This window comes from Paenibacillus borealis (assembly GCF_000758665.1).
In the GTDB taxonomy this organism is placed as follows: domain Bacteria; phylum Bacillota; class Bacilli; order Paenibacillales; family Paenibacillaceae; genus Paenibacillus_AQ; species Paenibacillus_AQ borealis.
This window is the reverse complement of sequence record NZ_CP009285.1, coordinates 7,217,000-7,237,927: the sequence shown is the minus strand read 5'-3', so window position 1 is coordinate 7,237,927 and position 20,928 is coordinate 7,217,000. Positions and strand designations below refer to the sequence as shown.

Genomic DNA, 20,928 nt, shown 5'->3' with positions numbered 1-20,928 from the left:
CTTATAAGGACAGAGTAGCGTTTATTTTCTGATGGAAGGAGAGCGCCTCAGGATGACAAAGTCAGCCGAGGACTGATCAGGAAACCGCTGCGGAATAATCTGCTGCACCTTGAACTCGGGATAATCGGGCAAATAATGAAAGAGATCGCGGTCTTGAATCGTACTGACATCCGGAGCTTCGTTCTCTTTCAATCGGGTATATAGTACAACCCACTCTGCCGAGGAGTACAGGAGGTCGTATAGCGTATTGCGAAAATCGGTTTCATCCGTAATATGGTACAGCACATCGAGACATACGGTGAGATCGGCTTGCAGGAAACCACGGTTAATCCACAGGCCCGGTGTATATAGCATGAAACTTTTGGAGGAATCATCGGCAAATTTGGAGGCACAGAGCCGCACCGAGGTGGCCGCCACATCTACTCCCAAATACTCGCCATAGTTCATATATTGCAACTGATTGCCGTCCCCGCAACCAAACTCAATGACGCGGGTAATGTTCTCACGTTGAATCAGGCCGTTGACCACCTCTGCCTTAAATTCGGCCAGTACGCCATACGAACCTCTTCCCGATGTCTCGCCTGATTGATACGTTTTCTCCCAATACCCTTTATAATCAAAAGACTGATTCATATGGTTCCCCCGCTTCTGTGAATGCAATCCGGAATAGCTACTATACAAAGATTATGCGGAAGATCTGCGGGTGTGAATCCTTTATCATTATTCCTCCCGAAGCGGTGGTCAACCCTTCCGAAAAAACAGGCTTGTTTCCGGGTTTACTTTTCCGCCAGGCGTGATATAGTATAGCTATAAGTTGCATTGAGGAAATATAGTTGCATTATTGCAACAATGATTATCATTCTCATTTAACATGCTGTCCCGGCTAAGCCGGGGCAGCATGTGTCATTTTAAGGGTCTTAATAATGGCTCTCATTCTCAGTAGCCTCATAATGGTTCCCATTCTGGCTCTCATTCTCAAGTGTGCCTCTTATACAATTACAATCAGGAAGGTGATTTATTATGCAAGCAACCTCGAAACAAATGCCTAAATCCGTCGCGCGTCAAGGAGGGGCGCAGCAGCCGCGGACGCCGGAGCCGCGCCGCTTCGATCCGCTGGCGATGATCTCAAACGCCGAAATGCAGGCAGCGCTCGGAAGCGGGCTGATGATGCTGATCGCCTGGGCCGCCAGCGGCTGGTCTGAGACAATATCCGTAATTCTCTACGTTATTTCCTATTCGATAGGCGGCTGGATCAAGGCGAAGGAAGGCGTGGAGACGCTGGTCAAAGAACGTGACCTGGATGTCAATCTGCTGATGATTGCCGCGGCTCTCGGTGCAGCTTCCATCGGTTACTGGAATGAAGGAGCGATGCTGATCTTCATCTTTGCGCTGAGCGGAGCGCTGGAGAGCTACACGATGGAGCGCAGCAAGAAGGACATTTCCTCACTGCTGGCGCTCAAACCTGCCACGGCTGTACGCATCGAGCAGGGGGCTATGAATGAGGTAGCGATTGATCTGCTGGCCATCGGAGATCTGCTACTGGTCCGTCCCGGTGAGCTTATCCCTGCAGACGGCAAGGTGTGCCGCGGGGAATCCTCTGTCAATCAGGCGTCCATTACCGGAGAATCGCTTCCCGTGGACAAGGCAGCCGGAAGTGAAGTGTTCGCCGGTACAGTGAATGGTGAAGGTCCGCTCTATATTGAGGTTACCAAATCGGCAGAGAATACCCTGTTCGCCAAGATCATCCGGATGGTCGAAGAAGCCGAGAATGAGGTGCCGGATTCTCAGCGTTTCATCAAACGGCTGGAATCCATATATGCCCGCGCCGTAGTAGCGTCAACGGCCCTATTGATCGCTTTGCCGCCGTTTCTGCTGGACTGGAGCTGGAATAATACCTTCTATAAAGCAATGGTATTCCTGGTAGTGGCTTCTCCATGTGCGCTCGTATCCTCCATTATGCCGGCTATGCTGTCGGCAATCTCGAAGAGTGCACGCAAAGGCATTCTCTTCAAAGGCGGTGTCCACCTGGAAAATATGGCGCGTACCTCTGTAGTTGCTTTTGACAAAACAGGCACATTAACGGAAGGGGTTCCGCAGGTAACGGATTTTATCGCCGGAGAAGGATATGGACGTGAAGAGCTGCTGGCCGTCAGTGCTTCGATTGAGAAGCTGTCCGGTCATCCGCTCGCGGAAGCGATTGTTGCGCTTGCTGAAGCTGAGCAGGTAGAGCTGCATGACATCGAAGAGAGCAAATCGGTTACCGGCTGGGGCATTGAGGGAACCATTAACGGCCAGCTGTGGCGGATCGGCAAGTCCAATCTGCTGGATGAAGTGGACGGCGCTGCACCGCAGGAGGGATCAGAAGACTGGAGAGCGCTGCGCAGCCGGCTGGAGCAGGAAGGTAAGACGGTGTCGCTGATTCTCGCCGGTGATACAATCGCCGGAATGATTGCGCTGCAGGATACCGTACGTTCCCAGGCAGAGACAGCAGTACGCAAGCTGCAGGAACTGGGCATTAAGGTAGCGATGCTTACCGGTGACCGTGAGGCCACCGCGCATGTGATTGCCGGGACAACCGGAGTGGACCTGGTATTCGCCGGTCTTTTGCCAGAGGATAAGGTATCGCATATCAAAACGCTTCGTGAACAATACGGCCATGTAATTATGGTTGGTGACGGTGTTAATGATGCGCCTGCGCTGGCTACAGCAACGGTCGGTATGGGGATGGGCATGAAAGGCAGCGGAGCCGCCCTGGAGATTGCCGATGTGGTGCTGATGAACGATAATATCGAGGAGATTGCTTCTACAATTGCCCTGGCCCGCCGTACACAGCGGATTGTGAAGCAGAATATGATTTTTGCCGTGACCGTTATAGCTACACTGATGATCAGCAATTTTGTACAGGGTATCGCACTGCCGTTTGGCGTGGTGGGCCATGAGGGCAGCACCATTCTTGTCATCCTTAACGGACTGCGTCTTTTGCGCTAAAAAAAGCCGAAAAGGCCGTTTAACCGACCCTGCCAAATATTTAATTGCTTAAAATTGAATTGTTCACAAAATAGGAACGTTTACACCGTGTCTGGCATATTGACATATTCCCTTGAGATGATCATAATAAATACTACATTATAATAATTTTAATTAAGAAATGGCGTCTTTGCCGTCCATCTCAAGGAGGATATAATCATGTACAAATCAATTATTGTAGGTACTGGACCGGCCGGATTGACGGCTGCCATATACTTGGCCCGGGCGAACCTGAACCCGCTCGTTATCGAAGGTCCGCAGCCAGGCGGACAGCTTACAACTACAACAGAGATCGAGAACTTCCCCGGATTCCCGGAAGGTATTCTGGGTCCTGATCTGATGGATAATATGCGCAAGCAGGCTGAGCGTTTCGGAGCACAGTTCGTTACCGGCTGGGTGAACAGTGTAGAGCTGGGCGAACGTCCGTTCAAGCTGAATGTTGAAGGCATGGGCACACTGGTTACAGATACATTGATTATTTCCACCGGCGCTACGGCGAAATATCTCGGGATTCCCGGGGAGCAGGATAATATCGGACGCGGTGTCAGCACTTGCGCAACCTGTGACGGATTCTTCTTCCGCGGCAAAGAGATTGTCGTTGTCGGCGGCGGCGATTCGGCGCTGGAGGAAGCGGGCTTCCTGACAAGATTTGCGTCAAAAGTAACCCTGGTGCACCGCCGTGAAGAGCTGCGTGCCTCCAAGATTATGCAGGACCGTGTACGCGATAATGCCAAAGTTACCTGGGGACTCAACCGTACGCCTGTTGAAGTTATTGCCGGAGACAAAGGTGTGACTGGTCTGAAGGTGATTAACAATGAGACCGGTGAAGAAGAATTCATTGAAGCCAGCGGTGTATTCGTAGCTGTCGGCCATCATCCTAATACTTCTTTCCTGGGCGGACAAATTACTACCGATGCTAACGGCTACATTGTGTCGAATCCCGGAACCTCCGAGACGAATATTCCCGGCGTGTTTGCTTGCGGTGACGTGCAGGATACCCGTTACAGACAAGCGATTACGGCTGCAGGCAGCGGCTGTATGGCGGCGATGGATGCCGAGAAATATATCGAGAGCCTGGAGCACAGCGCGGTTATTCTGTAAGATTCCATTTGGAATAGAAGGCACTCCGGTGCTACAATAGATCACAGATTCTTATACTTACAAATTAGGAGGAAATCATACTATGGAGAATGTAATTGTGTATACTTCAACCAATTGTCCGCATTGCCGTCAGGTGAAGAGCTTCCTGAACGATAAAGGGGTAGCCTACGAAGAGCGCAACATCGAGCAGAACGATGATTATGCACAGCAGGTATGGGATATGGGCATGAGAGCTGTTCCTATTACGGTTATCGGTGAGTTCAAAATCGTCGGCATGAACAAAACCAAGTTTGATAAGGCTTTGGCTACGATTTAAGGAATAGCTGAACGGACTGAAGAAAATACATTAGCCGCTTCCCTCCGGAGGCGGTTTTTCGTTGTCCTGAATGAGAGGAGAAGAGGGAATTGTTAATTAGCTTAAAGAATTACTGGGACAGCGATGCGGTGAAGAGCCTGCTAGCAGAATGTATGTGGGCAGATGATAACAGGGTCAACGAAGAGCTGAAGAGATATCTGGCTGCGGATGGTTGTGAGCTATTCGGCTGTTTCATTAACGGGGAGCTGGCCGGAATCGCGGGAATCAGCTGCGCTGCCGCACATGAGGTGGAGATCAGACATCTGGCTGTCCAGAAGAGCTGGCGCGGAAGAACACTGGGCAGCAACATGGTCGCAGAAATTGCCGGATGGGAACGGGTAGAGCTGCTCAGGGCAGAGACGGATCAGGATGCAGTGGGCTTTTATAGCAAGGCAGGATTCGAGATTAACAGTCTGGGGGAGAAATATCCGGGCGTTGAGAGGTTCGAGTGTGTGCTGCACACCAGGCCGGTAGCAGAGATAAGCGGTGCATAGACTACACAATAGATATAGCAAAAAGCAGTCATTGTTATGGCTGCTTTTTGTATTTCCCGCTGAAACAGATACCTGAAAGTGGTACCGGGTTTCGCTGCTCCGCAGGCATAAGCCCTTTTGGAGGCCGCTGGGCTAGGAGTGAGTAAACGACATGACAATTTGAAAAACAGCATATACGGCAATGCCGCTGCTAATAAGCATAAATCCGGATTTCTTCCTCGATTGGAACAGGCGCAGGACGCCAAGGCTGATGAGTGGAGCGATGATAAGCAGCAGCAGCAGCACGGTGATGAACATCTTCGCCGAAATATCTGACGTATCAACATAGGTCATGGATGCTCTCTCCATTTCAGAAAAAGGGGTATGGTGATAAATGTCACACGTATATCCTTATTATATAGGATTGCTATTCCTTTTAGTTCAGGAAATGCTGCTGCAAATGCGGCAATTTTACGAAAATATAAGAATTTATATGTTTTACGCTAAACTTATCCTTCTATAGGGTTACCCGGATATTGCCGAGAAAGTGCATGACCGCTGAAAAGCCTGCGCCAATCATCGTTCCGCGGCTGCCCAGCCTGGAGAAAGTGATCTCAAGCTGCTGCTTGTGGTAAGGAAGTGTACGCTCGGCGACCACCCGGCGCAGCGGTTCACCCAGCCAGGGTTCAGCCTCAGACAAAGCCCCTCCGATTACGATTAGCTCCGGATTGAAGCTGTTAATTAGATTAGTGACCCCGATGCCCAGGTATTCCCCGATGGAGCCAAAGTGCCGCAGAGTATCCGGCTGCCCCTCCAGCGCATAAGCCACCAGTTCGGTCGTTGTGCGGGCAGGCAGGGATAGGCCCGGATTATCGTACGTTTTCTCCGAGGCATAGAGCTCCCAACAGCCCCGGCTGCCGCAGCTGCAGGGCTTGCCTTCCGCTTCAATCGTCATATGTCCGGTCTCTCCGGCGTATCCGCGAGCCCCTTTATACAGTTCACCGCCAATAATGATCCCGGACCCGATCCCCGAGCCCGCACTGATATACAGCAGATGGCGCACATCGCGCGCCGCCCCGAAGTTCAGCTCCCCTTGGGCTCCCGCATTGGCTTCATTGTCAATGGTGACCGGAACCGCGAAGGCGCTTTCCAGAATCGAACGCAGATCGACCATCTCCCAGCCAAGGTTGGGCGCAAACAGGACGACTCCGTGTTCATCCACCATTCCCGGTACGCCGACTCCGATGCCGACGAGGCCATAGGGTGAAGGGGGTGCTTCTGCAATCAGCTCCGAGATCATCTGCTGCATCTGCCCCAGCACATAAGGGAAGTCATGGGCTTCCAGCGCACAATCCCGTTCATGAAGAATTCCGCCTCCCAGATTGCAGAGCACGGCCTTAAGCTGTTTAACACGCAGCTCGATCCCGATGACACTGCCGGCCATTTCGTTGAAATGCAGCATAAGCGGCTTGCGTCCCCCGCTGGATTCTCCGGGACCGGCTTCGGTAACCAGCTCCTGTCCGCACAGCTCGGCGACTAGATTGGAGACCGTAGCCTTGTTAAGACCTGTCATCTCGGACACCTTGGCCCGGGATACGGGGGACTGCATGCGGATCGTATGTAAAATAATCGATTTGTTGATTTTTTTGACCAGCGCCTGATCACCGGTAACTTTCAAGAAGCACACTTCCTTTTTTGAAATATAAGACCATCCGGCCTCCTGAACGCATCACATAACAATGAAACAAAGCGATTGATCGGGGCGGAGCTTATAGGTTTCGGGTTCCCTGCATACGTAATGCAATAAGCCTTGAGACAGTGTTTACGCGGAGAAGGTATGCCACTTAGTCTAGAATGAAGAGCGGCAAAATGCAACTAGATTAACGTACGGCTAGTGGGAGAAATTACTGCTTTACGCATAGGCTGCACAACCGGAGGGAACTTTATGTTCAGCATCATCCGGTCAAAATCAGGGGAGAAGATAGAGGCTGCTCTGCCCGGCACAGGACAAAAAACGGACAAAATAAAAGTTCTCAAAAACTTTGTTTAACCAATATACAAAGTTCGAAAGATGTGTTAAGATGATGCTGTAAACGCTTGCGGGCGAAGCAAAATATCGAGGAGGATTTTACAAATGGCTTATTTTGAAACAGTGAGCAAGATCTCTTACGAGGGAAGCCGTTCCACCAATCCATACGCATTCAAATTCTACAACCCTAAAGAAATCGTAGCCGGCAAAACTATGGAAGAGCACCTGAAATTTGCAATGGCTTATTGGCATACATTAACAGCTGGCGGTTCCGACCCGTTCGGCGCTGAAACTGCAGTCCGCGCTTGGGATAAGCTGAGCACGCTGGACAAGGCTAAAGCCCGTGCAGAAGCAGCATTTGAATTCATGGAGAAGATGGATCTGCAGTACTACTGCTTCCATGATGTGGACATCGCTCCTGAAGGCGCGTCCCTGCGTGAATTCTACAGCAACATCGATACAATCGTAGATATCCTTGAACAAGGCATGAAGGCTTCCGGCAAAAAATTGCTGTGGAACACTGCCAACATGTTCACTAACCCGCGCTATATGCACGGTGCAGGCTCAACCTGCAACGCTGACGTGTACGCACACGCTGCTGCACAAGTGAAGAAAGGTCTGGAAGTGGGTAAACGTCTTGGCGCTGACAACTATGTATTCTGGGGCGGACGTGAAGGTTACGAAACGCTGCTGAATACTAACATGAGTCTTGAGCAGGACAACATTGCCCGCCTGTTCAGCATGGCTGTTGATTATGCTAAGGAAATCGGCTTCGACGGCCAGTTCCTGATCGAGCCTAAACCGAAAGAGCCTACCAAACACCAATATGACTTCGATGCAGCAACCTGTATCGCATTCCTGCAGAAGTACAACCTGGATAAGCACTTCAAGCTGAACCTAGAAGCTAACCATGCCACACTGGCAGGCCATACTTTCGAGCATGAGCTGCACGTAGCCCGTATCAACGGCATGCTGGGATCGCTTGATGCGAACCAGGGCGATCCATTGCTCGGCTGGGATACCGATGAATTCCCTGCAAGCATCTACGATTCTACTCTGACTCTGTATGAAGTACTGAAGAACGATGGTCTGGGCAAAGGCGGAATCAACTTTGACTCCAAAGTACGCCGTCCTTCCTTCGAGCCTGAGGATCTGTTCCTGGCACACATCTCCGGTATGGACGTATACGCCAAGGGTCTGAAAGTAGCTGCCAAGCTGCTGGAAGACGGCGTATTCGAGAACTTCATTGCTGAGCGTTACAGCAGCTTCAATGAAGGTATCGGTGCGGACATCGTATCCGGCAAGGCGACACTCGCTTCGCTTGCTGACTATGCACTGAACAACGAAAACCCGCGTCCGAACAAGTCCGGACGCCAGGAATTGCTGAGAGCTACTCTTAACCAGTACATCCTGACAGCTGAGTAAGACTGTACTGTAATTGCAGTACTGAACGTAGATTCATCAGACTACAAATGCAACGGGGGTTGCTGAAGAGAGCATTCTTCGGCAGCCCCTTTTCTGTTGAACTGATAACTCATGCTTATAGAAGCGAGTTATATTGCGGAGATGTATCAAGATGGAATGCTTCATATAACTTTTAGGAGGATAACTATGAATTATGTAATCGGTGTCGATCTCGGAACCAGTGCGGTCAAGACGGTATTGGTAGATCCAAAGGGCAAAGTAGCTTTCGAACACTCTGAAGCTTATCCGCTCAGCAGACCCCAGACGAACTGGAGTGAGCAGAATCCGGAGGATTGGGTTAAAGGAACCATCGTCAGCCTGAAGCGGCTGATGGAGGTATCTGGAGTAGAACCGTCACAAGTGGATGGAATCAGCTTCTCCGGCCAAATGCACGGACTTGTACTTGTTGACGGCGAAGGCAAGGCGCTGCGTCCGGCTATTCTGTGGAATGATACACGCACAACAGCCCAGTGCCGCAAGATTGAGAAGACGCTTGGCGGCAAGCTGATCGAAATTGCCAGAAACCGCGCGTTGGAAGGCTTCACGCTTCCGAAGATTCTGTGGGTTCAGGAGAACGAGCCGGAGGTATTATCCCAGGCAGAATTATTCCTGCTGCCGAAGGATTATGTGCGTTACCGCCTGACTGGTGACTACGCTATGGATTACTCAGACGCAGCCGGAACACTCCTGCTCGACGTAGGCTCCAAGCAGTGGAGTTCTGAGATTGCCGAAGCCTTCAATCTGCCGCTCTCGATCTGCCCAAGACTCGTAGAATCCTTCGAGCAGACCGGGACCCTGCTTCCGGAGATTGCTGAAGCTTCCGGACTGCTGCCGTCCACCAAGGTATTCGCCGGTGGTGCGGACAATGCCTGCGGCGCACTGGGTGCCGGAATTCTGGGTGAAGGCCGGACGATGTGCAGCATCGGGACTTCCGGAGTCGTGTTGTCTTATGAGAGCAACAAGGATCTTAATCTCGAAGGCAAAGTCCATTTCTTCAACCACAGTGAGAAGGATGCCTTCTATATCATGGGCGTTACGCTGGCGGCGGGCCACAGTCTGACCTGGTTCAAGGAGACTTTTGCCGCTGAGAAGAGCTTCGACGAATTGCTTCACGGCGTTAATGATATCCCGGCGGGCAGCAGCGGTCTGCTGTTCACACCATATATCAGCGGAGAACGTACACCGCATCCGGATGCGAACATCCGCGGCAGCTTCATCGGCATGGATTCCGGCCATACGCTGTCACACTTTACACGCGCTGTGCTGGAAGGCATCACCTTCTCGCTGCGTGAATCGATTGAGATTGTGCGTGAATCCGGCAAAGAGATTACTGAGGTAGTGGCGATCGGCGGCGGCGCCAAGAATGAAGCCTGGCTGCAGATGCAGGCCGATATCTTCGGCGCTTCAATCATCAAGCTGGAGAGTGAGCAAGGTCCGGCGATGGGCGCGGCGATGCTGGCTGCTTACGGAGCCGGCTGGTTTGAATCGCTGGGAGCGTGTGCAGAAGCCTTCATCCGTCCCGCTGAAACCTACACTCCTAATGCAGAGCAGGCTGCACTGTACGATGGTATCTTCGCCTTGTATCAGGATGTTTACAGCCAGACCCGCGAGCTGAATGAGAAGCTGGCTTTGTATCGTAAATAATTTAGTGTAAAATATAAACTATCCCATATTTTAATGAACTTGTATAAGTTGAACTTAATTCCATACCAAAAGGGCTATAGTAACGGAGGGGAATTTTGGAACTGGAAGGAGCGACAGCGTCCGCCTGAAAGCTTTCCGCAGGAAAGCTCGCTTCGGAAGCATCATCAGTCACCGGATATCTACCGCGATTAGCGGTTTAGATTAGGAAATCTGGGGACAACAGCGGCCGGAAGTCCAAATATTCACTGTAGTTACGTCCTCTCCTAATGGGAGATCATTTGTTCATTTTATACCAGTCGTATATCCAGCACTTAATGTCTGCCATTCCTCACAGGGTGGCAGCTGTTTTCTTTTAAATGAGGGGGTGAACCCATATTGATCAAAGTACTTATTGTAGATGATGAGCCCAAGCTAAGAGAAGGGATGCGGACGCTGATCCCCTGGGAAGAACAGGGCTATACCGTAGTGGCCACAGCTGCGAACGGATATGAAGCGCTCGATAAATTCCATGCGCTGGCACCTGGCCTTGTGATTGCCGATATCCGCATGCCCGGGATGGATGGTCTGGAGCTGATCTCTGAACTCCGCAAAGAGAGTCCCAATTGCCATGTGCTGATTCTTAGCGGCTATGCCGATTTTGAATATGCCAAACGGGCGATTGCCTACCATATCGACGGTTACTTGCTTAAGCCGGTCGATGAGGAGGAATTGATCAACTATCTGCAGGAACTGCGGGAGAAGATAAGCCTGGAGGAACGGATCAGCGAATGGCAGGCCACGGAACCGGCGAGGAACACTGAGGTATTATTGCGCGAGCTGCTGCAGCCGAAGGAAGGCGGAGAGTCTCCCGCAGAAGCAGCGGGTCAGCTGGGTCTCGAAGGATGCAGCTGCGAAGTGGTATTGCTGGAATTGAAAGGGCTTAACAAAGGCGAAGACAGCCGTGAGGAACAGGTGAAGAGCCTGATGGAGCGGCATTGGCTTGAGGAGGAAGAGCGCGGATTATTCTTCACGCTTCCCCCGTACATGGGGATTCTTATGAAGGAACCGCTTGCAAATGACAGCGCCCGGAATTCGCTATGGCAGGAGCTGCATTATATTACAGCGAAGGAAGGACTGGAGTTTCAGGCGGCGGCAGGCGGTGCAGCCGGCAGGCCGGAGGAAATCTGCCAGTCATTTGCCACGGCACGTGCGCGGCTGGACGATGCTTTTTTCGGGCAGAAGGATACGCTGCTCAGCGGAAAGCCGGACAACTGGGATGAACCCGTGAAGAGGCCCGGAGAATTCGAGGAGGAGCCGGACCCGGAGCGGGATGTGGAGGTACAACTGCTGCTTGCGGTTGAGGCCGGAAGCGGTGAGGTGGCCCGCGGGCTTATAGGGCAAATTGTCCGCCAGCTGGTTCATGTCCGGCGCGAAGAAACTTATATCAAGGATAATCTGATGCGGATTGTCAGCAGTACCATTGCCCGTCTGGAGGCAGCTAATCCGGACATCCGGCCGCTGATTGCCGGTCAAGCCTCGCCTATGGGTGAAATGTACAGCAGCGGTAATCTGCATGATGTGGAGCAGCTGGTATCAGCTTATATGGAGCAAATTTCCGGGCTGATGGGCAGCGGCGGGCGCGGAGATGAAATCAAGCGGATCACAGACCTGATCCAGCGCCGCTATAATGAGAATTTGAAGCTGGGCTCGCTTTCCGAAATTTTCAACTATAATAGCGCATATTTGGGCAAAATGTTCAAGAATCAGGTGGGAGAACACTTTAACACGTATCTGGATAAAGTCAGAATTGAGAAAGCCAAGCAGTTCCTGACCCAAGGCATGAAGGTCTATGAGGTTGCAGAGCGGGTCGGTTATATGAACTCCGATTATTTCAATGCCAAATTCCGCAAATATGTCGGAGTGTCCCCGTCCGCCTACCGCAAAGAGAATTAGGATCCCGGCTGCCGGGCAGGCCCGCAAGCCGCAAGACGGGCTGTATGAACTGTTAACTTGCCGAACGTTCAGCGTGAGGCTTATGATATACAGGCTGTTCCCTATCTGCAAAGGATGAGGGGAACAGCCTGTTTTCCATTGAACGGAAGGGGGAAGTGTTATTAAGAAGCTCGTGCGTATGATCAATAATATGAAGCTTAAATATAAGCTGATTTTTTTCTACATCATTGTCGTCATGATACCTGTGCTGATTGTTGGTATTATTCTTACAAACTATTTTCGTGAGGGAGCCTTGAACAGAGCGATTGATCAGGCCACCAACAACGTGGAGAAGATCAAAAGCCAATTGTCCAGCAAGCTGCGTGTTCCGACGGATATTTCTAATCTGCTCTATTTTGACGAGGATCTTGAGCGGCTGGTCACTACGCATTACCCGGATGCACTGGCGCTTACAAAGGCTTATTTGAATTACACGGATATCCGTGTATATGTTCTGCGGTACCGGGAAATTTCTAATATCCGCTTTTTCATTGATAATCCGAGCCTGGTTGATGATATGTCGATTGCGCCCTTGACACCGGAGCTGGAGTCGAGAGCCTGGTACAAGAAGGCCATGCAGAGCGGAGAGATTTACTGGATGTATATTTCCGACAAGGAAAAATATTTCAACAGCCCCAAAGGGACGATCAACAAGCTCAGCCTGATCCGTCAGGTATACTACCGGGAATCCGGCAAATCCGGAATACTGATGGTGCAGGTCTCTCAGGATGAACTGAATCAAATGCTCTACCAGGAGCCGTTCGATACGTTAATCATCGATGAGCAGGGTTATATTGTGTCGGCCAACGATCCGCAGCTTGTAGGCAGCACAGTAGATGCTTTTGACATTGGCGTTGATGTGCAGTCGCAGTCCAAGGGTGTGCTCAAAACCAGGGTGAAGGACAAGGATTCTTACGTCATTATTGATGAAATGTCTCCTGAGCTGAGCAGCAGCAAGCTGAAGATTATCTCTATATTTGAAACCAAAAGCATTCTGAGCGATGCCAATAATGTCAGTAAGCTGGGCCTCTTGATCGTTATTGGTGTGCTGCTGGTTGCCCTTGTGTTTGTATACACCATCTCCCTGCTGACCACCAACCGTCTGCTGCGCCTGAGCCGCCAGCTGAATCAGGTAGCCCTTGGTAATCTGAATATCGTCTCCCGCATTGACGGGACGGATGAGATCGGCCAGCTGTCGCGGCAATTCAATTACATGGTGGCTAGTATTAACCGGCTGATCACCCAGGTTATTGAGAGCAACGAGAAGAACAGTGCCCTGGAGATCGCCCAGCGGGAGATCAAGCTGAAGATGATGGCGAGCCAGATCCATCCGCATTTCCTGTTCAACGCACTGGAATCGATCCGTATGAATGCCCATCTTAAGGGCGAGAAGGAGATTGCGAACATCGTCCGACTGCTCGGTAAGCTTATGCGCAAGAACCTCGAAGTAGGCCGCGAACGGGCGCCGATCAAGGAAGAAGTAGAGATGATCCGCTCTTATCTGGAGATTCAGAAATTCCGGTATGAGGACAGGCTGGAGTATGAGATTAAATTTGACCCTAGAACAGCTGAAATTATGATCCCGCCGCTCATTATCCAGCCGCTCGTAGAGAATTCCGTAGTCCACGGGCTGGAGAATAAGCAAGGTACCGTTCATGTCAATGTCAGTATAACGCTGGATGAGAACCAGGAGGTTCAGGTGCTTGTGACAGATGACGGCATCGGCATGAAGGAGGAAAGGCTGTCCGAGATCGTGGATGTGATTAGCAAAGTGGAGGAAGAGGAGCGGGGACGGATCGGCCTGCGCAATGTGCATCAGAGACTGACCCTGTATTACGGAGAAGAGCATGGACTGAGAATTACAAGCCAGTCGGGGGAGGGCACGAAGATAGCGTTTTCTATTCCCGTTGAAAGCGAGTTCAAGTCTTAAGCGGCGCGGCCTGGGAGAATCTCTAATTTAGACAGGATTTTACGTGAAATCTGTTGGGTATTCTCTCCCGGGGTGCTGCGGTAAGATAAGACTATAAAAACGAAGGGGGAATAATGATCGTGAAAGCGCTCACTGAAAACGGTGTTACAGCTAATGAAAGCGTAACCCCCCGCCCACCTGCGAAACGGAATAGTGGATTTTGGAAAAGCGTACTGCAGCAAAAGTACTTATATCTGATGTCTCTTCCATTCGTGATCTGGGTATTTATTTTCAGCTATGTGCCCATATGGGGATGGTTGATGGCATTCCAAAATTATAAGCCGGCTAAATCATTCGGCGAACAGAAATGGGTCGGACTGGATAACTTCAAGGAGTTGTTCCATGACGAACGTTTCTATCTCGTATTAAGAAATACCCTGTCCATGAGTGTCCTCGGGCTGATCTTCGGCTTCGTGGTTCCAATTACGTTTGCAATCATGCTCAATGAGCTGCGGGGGAGTATTTTCAAGAGAACGGTTCAAACCGTATCTTATCTGCCTCACTTTGTCTCCTGGGTCGTTGTAGGCGGGATTGTGTACAAGACACTCGCTATTGATGGGGGTATCGTGAATGATCTGCTGATGTGGCTTCATATCACTGATGAGCCGATCCAGTTCATGGCCCAAGGTAAATATTTCTGGGGAATTTTAACTGCATCCGATATATGGAAAGAAACAGGCTGGGGCGCAATCATCTATTTGGCAGCGATTACAGGGATCGATAAAGAGCTGTACGAAGCGGCAAAAGTGGATGGTGCGGGCAGAATTAAGCAGGCATTTAATATTACTTTGCCGGGTATCCGTTCAACCGTTATGGTGCTGCTCATTATGAACATCGGCCACCTGATCGGTATCGGCTTCGAGAAACAGTTCCAGCTGCAGAACAACCTTGTCACCGATTATTCGGAAGTGCTGGATTTGTATGCGCTTAAGTACGGTATTCAGATCATGCGGTTCTCTTATGGTACTGCAATAAGCATGTTTACCTCAGTAGTCAGTGTAATCCTGCTGTTCACGGCTAACGGTCTGATGAAGAAATTCACTAAAGAAAGCATTATGTAAGGAGGGGACCATAAATGGGTGGCAAAGCATTTCAAATGACAAAAGGTGAGCGTGCATTCGACATCTTTCTGTACACTGCTCTTACATTAATCATGATTGTGACGTTGTATCCCTTCCTGAACGTACTGGCGATTTCTTTCAATGAATCTACAGACACCGTTCGGGGCGGCATCTATATCTTCCCGAGAGCCTGGACGCTTGAGAATTACCAGCGGATCTTCAGCTATACCGGCCTGATTCAAGGCTTCAAGATCTCCATTCTGCGTACCCTTTCAGGTACACTTCTGGGTCTGATCAGTGCTTCCATGCTGGCCTTTACGCTCAGCCGTCCGGAATTCAAAGCGAGAAAATTCATCTCGACCTTCCTGGCTCTGACAATGTATTTCTCCGGCGGTATGGTGCCTATGTACATTCTGATGAAAGATTTGAATCTGATCGGAACGTTCTGGATTTACATCCTTCCGGGTATGGTTTCCGCATTTAACGTCTTCATTATCCGTTCCTTTATGGACGGGCTGCCATTTGCCCTTCAGGAATCCGCCAAGCTGGACGGGGCTAATGACTTTATGATTTTCTATAAGATCATTCTTCCGCTCTGTAAACCGGTACTGGCAACCATCGCACTGTTCCTGGCTGTTGGCCAATGGAATGAATGGTTCACAACGTATCTGTATAACGGTAATAAGCCTCATCTGACCACACTGCAGTATGAGCTGATGAAGGTATTATCCTCCACCAATCAGGGCAGCGGCATGGTGAATGCGAACGATATGGCGCGGCAGATGGCGCAGATTTCACCTGAATCGATCAAGATGGCCATTACAATTGTAGTAACCGTACCTATTCTGGTTGTGTATCCGTTCCTGCAAAAGTACTTCGTAGGCGGTATGACACTGGGTGCAGTTAAGGCGTAAGCCTGGTAATAGAGTGAAATGGAACAGCTGCCTGGTTCAGTGCAGGATCAGGCGGCTATCCATTCTGAGTTTGATGTTAAAAAGTGGAATTTATATTTATGGTAGTTTTGCAAGCGTTAACAATGGTATATTCAGGTCAATCCTGATATGCATAGATGAACATACTAATTTACAAGGGGGATATACAATGAATCGCAAGAGTACCAAAACAATCTTTACACTCATGCTTATGAGCTCTATGCTGATCGCCGGTTGTGGAGGCAATAACAATAATGCGGCCAACAACACGACATCTAACAACACAGGAAACACACCTGCAACCAATAATGCAGCAGCAGATGATACCGCATTAGATACTTCTCCGTTTACGATCTCCTTCTTCGGCGGTGACGCCAGTCCAAACTGGAACAAAATGCAGGATGAAGTCGGTAAAGCTATTACTGAAAAAACAGGTGTAACCATTGACGCTGAATTTGATGTAGGCAGCGGCGGCGGCGACCAAAAAATCCCGATGATGGCTGCCAGCGGCGACGTACCTGATCTGATCTTCGCCAAAGGAAATCTGAGCACCCTGGTGGATGCCGGCCTGATTATTGATATGACGGAACTGATCGATAAATATGCTCCGAACCTCAAGAAGGTCTACGGCGAAAACATGGGCCGTCTGAAATACAGCCTGGATGACCAAAGCATCTATCAGATTCCTACGAATATGGGTGTCGGCCAACAAGCCTTCGACGCTACTGGCGGATTTGAAATTCAACACCGCGTATTGAAGGAACTGGGCTATCCTGAAGTGAAAACATTGGCAGATTATGAGAAAGTGCTGAAGGATTATGTGGCTCTGCATCCGGAAACCGATGGCCAGCCTACAATTCCTCTGACGCTGAATGCTGATGACTGGAAAATCATGATCACAGTTACAAACCCGGCTTTCACTACAACAGGTGCACCGGATGATGGCGAGTACTATGTAGATCCTGAAACCTATGAAGCACAGCTGCACTACAAACGTCCGGCAGAAAAAGAATATTTCCGCTGGTTGAACGGAATGTACGCTCAAGGTCTGCTTGATAAGGATACCTTCGTACAAAAAGACGACCAATACAAAGCTAAAGTTGCCAGCGGCCGTGTACTCGGTCTGATCTCCCAGGAATGGGAATACTCCGATGGTGAGAATGCTCTGAAGGCAGCCGGTAAAGACGAATATACTTACGGTCACTTCCCTGTAACCCTGTCTGATGAGTATAAAGATCATTCCTTCATGCAGACAGGTATCGACGGCTATGGTCTTGCGATTACTACCGCAGCCAAAGACCCTGTCCGGATCATCAAATGGCTGGACTGGATGTCTTCCGATGAAGGCCAGATTCTGAGAACCTGGGGTATTGAAGGTACGCACTACACTGTAAATGCAGATGGTAAACGCGAAGTTCTTCCTGAAATCAGCGACGGTCTAGCTAACGATACCGCAAACACCCAGAAGAAAACCGGGATTGGCCAGTACCTTATCTTCGGTGCACGTTATGGTGATGGTGTGAAGGATTCCACTGACAACTACTACACTACAAGCTTCCCGGATCAGATCGTAGCTTCTTACTCCGATGCTGAGAAGGAATCACTTGCAGGATACAAGGCTACTACATGGAAAGATCTGTTCCCTAAAGAAGATGAATTCCCGATCAAAGAAACAGGCGCCCTGTACAACCTGCCGGTTCCAACTGACGGTCAATATCAGGTAATCTACAAGAAGACACAGGATATCATCCGCAAACGTATTCCTGAAGCCATCCTGTCGAAACCAGCAGACTTCGATAAAGTGTATGACGCCTTCCTGGCAGAGCTGGACAAAGCCGGCGCTCAGGATATGGAAAAAGAATTCACAGAGCTCGTGAAAAAGAGAGTAACGCTGTGGACAGGTAAAACGTTCTAATCAATAATTGGATGTAGGTCATTCCATACAGCGAAGGCCCGACTTAGGTCAGGGCCTTTTGCCGTACTCAGATATTATGACGGAGGGCGAGAATAGAATGGATAACAACAGGCATAACCCTTGGAAATTAAAGTACGGCCAGCCGGCGGCAGTCTGGGAAGAAGCGCTGCCGCTCGGGAACGGGAATTTGGGCGCCATGGTATTTGGCGGAACCTCCAAAGAACAGATCCAGTGGAATGAAGATACCCTGTGGTCCGGATTTCCGCGGGACACGAACAACTATGAAGCCCTGCGGTATCTGAAGAAGGTACGGGAGCTGGTATCCTCCGGCAAATATGGTGAAGCTGAGGATGTGGTCAACGCGCATATGCTTGGAGTGAATGCCCAGGCATATATGCCGCTGGGTGATCTGTTGCTGGAGCAGGCTGGCGTAGAGAACTGCACGTCATATGAACGTGAACTGGATCTGGACAGCGGGATTGCCAAGGTGAGGTATCAGAATGAGCAGGGGGCATTTACCCGGGAAGTCTTTATCAGTGCTCCGGATAAGGTAGGTGTCGTTCACCTCACAAGTGAGCAGCCGGGCGGACTTCAGCTTGAGCTTGCTCTCAGCAGCCAGCTGAAGCATACGGTCAGCCCAGGAGGTGCGCAACAGCTGGTGCTCCAAGGCCGCTCACCGTCGCATATTGCCGACAATTATCATCAGGATCATCCGGTGGCGGTTCGCTATGAGGAGGGTCTCGGAATTGCCTTTGAGCTGCACTTGCAGGTGCAGGTAACCGGGGGAAGCATCCGGCATTCGGATGGCAGGCTTGTCATATCCGGCGCTGATCGTGTATTGCTGCTGCTTGCAGCCGGCACAGATTATGAAGAGGTGCGCTCCAGGGCAAGCCACAGGAAAGCCGGAGCGGCGAAGGATTCCGCAGTTATTGTAAGCCCTGCGCAGGTTTGTGCAAGCAGGCTGACCGCTGCTGCGGGCAAATCCTATGAGGAGCTGCGGAGACGGCATACAGAAGATCATCAGGCGGTATTCCGCCGCATGGATCTGGATCTGGGCGGTCATGAAGCAGACAACCAGCCGACCGATGAACGTCTGGCTGCCTATAAGAACGGCCAGGAGGACCCGGCGCTGGAAGCGCTGCTGTTCCAATATGGCCGCTATCTGCTGATGGGCAGCTCGCGGGCCGGAACCCAGGCCGCCAATCTTCAGGGCATCTGGAATAATCATGTACAGCCGCCATGGAACAGCAATTATACAACCAATATTAATACGCAGATGAATTACTGGCTGGCAGAAGTCTGTAACCTCAGTGAATTTCATGAGCCGTTGATTGAGCTGATCAAGGAGCTTAGTGAGACCGGGGCCAGAACGGCTGCAATTCATTACGGGGCACGCGGCTGGGTAGCTCATCACAATGTCGATTTGTGGAAGGCGTCTAACCCTTCCGGCGGAGATGCCAGCTGGGCGTTCTGGCCGATGGGCGGCGTCTGGTTATCCCGCCACCTGTGGGAGCACTACGAATTTACACCGGATGCCGCCTATCTGGAAGAGACAGCTTATCCGTTAATGAAGGGAGCGGCGCTCTTCTGCCTGGACTGGCTGGTGGAAGGACCGGACGGCCAGCTGGTGACTAACCCGTCCACTTCACCGGAGAACCGGTTTGTAACTGAAGACGGCAGACCCTGCAGCATATCCATGGGATCAGCTATGGATATGAGCCTGATCAATGAGTTATTGCAGCATTGCCTGCAGGCTGCACGGATTCTCGGCGTGGATCCGGAGTTCCAGGCTGAATTGGAGAAGACGCTCTCCCGCCTGTCACCGCTGAAGATCGCTGAAGACGGGCGGCTGCAGGAATGGATCTATGACTTCGCTGAATCCGAGCCGGGACACCGTCATGTCTCGCACTTGTACAGCCTTTATCCGGGCAACCGTATCAACAAACGGGATACTCCGGAGCTGCTGGAGGCGAGCCGCTTATCGCTTCAGAAGCGGATCTCTTCCGGCGGAGGACACACCGGCTGGAGCTGCGCCTGGCTGATTAACCTGTATGCCCGCCTGGCGGATAGCGAGTCGGCTTATGGTTTTGTCCGTACGCTGTTAACCCGTTCGGTATATCCGAATCTATTCGACGCGCATCCGCCGTTTCAGATTGACGGTAATTTCGGCGCTGCTGCAGGGATTGCGGAAATGCTGCTGCAGAGTCATCTGGGTGAGCTTACGCTGCTTCCGGCGCTGCCCGGAGCCTGGAAGAACGGCCGGATTAGCGGCCTGAAGGCACGCGGCGGCTATGTGGCCGACCTGGAATGGCAGGATGGAGCGCTGGTATCTGCACGGATCACAGCGAAGTACGATGGGCTGCTGCGTCTCAGCTATGCGCAGGAGCTGAAGCTGCAGCTGCCTGACGGCAGAGTGCAGGCGGCGGATACTGCGATTGAGGTTAAAGCGGGCGAGACATATCTTATAACGCTCTAAGCTGAGGGCGTGAACGCTTAGTAGAGAACAGATAAGTGCAGCCGAAGCTGCTGCTTCCCGGAGATAACCCTGGAAGCAGCGGCTTTTTTTTAAAAGAGAATTTATAGGTTTTGGGGTCCCCGGAAAGTACCTGAGTAATCATCGAAGCTAAGGCTCCACTTTGTGGGGTTATTTTGGATGACTAATTTCCACGTCTGCGTACCTCTTAAGCGCTCTGCCGGTGCTGCCACTACGTTATTCTACCTGCTTGGAACTACGGAGAAAGTATGCCAAATTAAGAAATAAGCGCCGTGTGGTCCGCAGCGGTTAGGAGCAAAATGTCTGACATCAATCGGCGCGGGGCAATTATTGCTTTTCATGATATGATTTGTGGGGTGAATACTTATGGGCCGGGTGTGCCGGGCCGATAATAATGAATATAACAGGTATCTCAGGTTCATCTTCAAAGGTTTCAGGGGTTGGGGTTGTATACAGGGGATTTCCGGCATTTACTATAGAGTACAAACGGCCT

15 protein-coding genes are annotated in these 20,928 nt (G+C 50.8%); 12 read left to right on the top strand and 3 right to left on the bottom strand.

The genetic code is table 11. The annotated features are described in order from the left end of the window. Window positions 1–21 precede the first annotated feature (21 nt). Complete coding sequence (locus PBOR_RS30600) at window positions 22–633, bottom strand: class I SAM-dependent methyltransferase (protein WP_042217708.1); 612 nt, start codon at window positions 631–633, stop codon at window positions 22–24. Between the two features lie 408 nt (window positions 634–1,041). Here PBOR_RS30600 and PBOR_RS30595 point away from each other — a divergent pair, with 408 nt between their 5' ends. The 4 genes from PBOR_RS30595 (at window position 1,042) to PBOR_RS30580 (ending at window position 4,977) form a co-directional block, all read left to right on the top strand. Then, a complete protein-coding gene (locus tag PBOR_RS30595; protein WP_425415508.1) occupies window positions 1,042–2,988 on the top strand; it encodes a heavy metal translocating P-type ATPase in 1,947 nt (648 codons plus the stop codon). A 198-nt stretch (window positions 2,989–3,186) separates the two neighbouring features. Further along, window positions 3,187–4,128 (top strand): thioredoxin-disulfide reductase, encoded by a 942-nt coding sequence (gene trxB / locus PBOR_RS30590; RefSeq protein ID WP_042217706.1) that lies wholly within the window; start codon window positions 3,187–3,189, stop codon window positions 4,126–4,128. 82 nt (window positions 4,129–4,210) lie between these two features. After that, window positions 4,211–4,444 carry a glutaredoxin family protein gene (locus PBOR_RS30585; RefSeq protein ID WP_039308604.1) on the top strand — a complete coding sequence of 78 codons (234 nt, stop codon included), beginning with the start codon at window positions 4,211–4,213 and terminating at the stop codon, window positions 4,442–4,444. An 89-nt stretch (window positions 4,445–4,533) separates the two neighbouring features. Further along, complete coding sequence (locus PBOR_RS30580) at window positions 4,534–4,977, top strand: GNAT family N-acetyltransferase (protein ID WP_042217705.1); 444 nt, start codon at window positions 4,534–4,536, stop codon at window positions 4,975–4,977. A 132-nt stretch (window positions 4,978–5,109) separates the two neighbouring features. Here the strand turns inward: PBOR_RS30580 and PBOR_RS30575 are convergent, their stop codons facing one another. Beyond that, a complete protein-coding gene (locus tag PBOR_RS30575) occupies window positions 5,110–5,310 on the bottom strand; it encodes a hypothetical protein (RefSeq protein ID WP_042217704.1) in 201 nt (66 codons plus the stop codon). A 163-nt stretch (window positions 5,311–5,473) separates the two neighbouring features. Then, entirely contained in the window at window positions 5,474–6,634 is a 1,161-nt protein-coding gene (locus PBOR_RS30570; RefSeq protein ID WP_042217702.1) for an ROK family transcriptional regulator, read from the bottom strand. Between the two features lie 456 nt (window positions 6,635–7,090). On the opposite strand from PBOR_RS30570, the gene xylA reads away from it, so the two are divergent. The 8 genes from xylA to PBOR_RS30530 all read left to right on the top strand — a co-directional run bounded on the left by xylA (window position 7,091) and on the right by PBOR_RS30530 (window position 20,417). Further along, window positions 7,091–8,410, top strand: a complete 1,320-nt coding sequence (gene xylA / locus PBOR_RS30565; RefSeq protein WP_042217700.1) for a xylose isomerase — start codon at window positions 7,091–7,093, stop codon at window positions 8,408–8,410. Window positions 8,411–8,596: 186 nt separating this feature from the next. Further along, complete coding sequence (gene xylB / locus PBOR_RS30560) at window positions 8,597–10,093, top strand: xylulokinase (protein ID WP_042217698.1); 1,497 nt, start codon at window positions 8,597–8,599, stop codon at window positions 10,091–10,093. Between the two features lie 375 nt (window positions 10,094–10,468). After that, on the top strand, window positions 10,469–12,025 hold the full coding sequence (locus PBOR_RS30555; RefSeq protein WP_042217696.1) for a response regulator transcription factor: 1,557 nt from the start codon (window positions 10,469–10,471) through the stop codon (window positions 12,023–12,025). Window positions 12,026–12,203: 178 nt separating this feature from the next. Next, window positions 12,204–13,994, top strand: a complete 1,791-nt coding sequence (locus PBOR_RS30550; protein WP_042217694.1) for a sensor histidine kinase — start codon at window positions 12,204–12,206, stop codon at window positions 13,992–13,994. A 113-nt stretch (window positions 13,995–14,107) separates the two neighbouring features. Next, window positions 14,108–15,094, top strand: coding sequence for an ABC transporter permease (locus tag PBOR_RS30545; RefSeq protein WP_081972256.1), 987 nt, complete (start codon window positions 14,108–14,110; stop codon window positions 15,092–15,094). 14 nt (window positions 15,095–15,108) lie between these two features. Then, window positions 15,109–16,008, top strand: coding sequence for a carbohydrate ABC transporter permease (locus tag PBOR_RS30540; protein ID WP_042217693.1), 900 nt, complete (start codon window positions 15,109–15,111; stop codon window positions 16,006–16,008). A 187-nt stretch (window positions 16,009–16,195) separates the two neighbouring features. Continuing rightward, window positions 16,196–17,941, top strand: a complete 1,746-nt coding sequence (locus tag PBOR_RS30535; RefSeq protein WP_042217691.1) for an ABC transporter substrate-binding protein — start codon at window positions 16,196–16,198, stop codon at window positions 17,939–17,941. 97 nt (window positions 17,942–18,038) lie between these two features. Beyond that, window positions 18,039–20,417 (top strand): glycoside hydrolase family 95 protein, encoded by a 2,379-nt coding sequence (locus tag PBOR_RS30530; protein WP_052429712.1) that lies wholly within the window; start codon window positions 18,039–18,041, stop codon window positions 20,415–20,417. The last annotated feature ends 511 nt before the right edge of the window (window positions 20,418–20,928 follow it).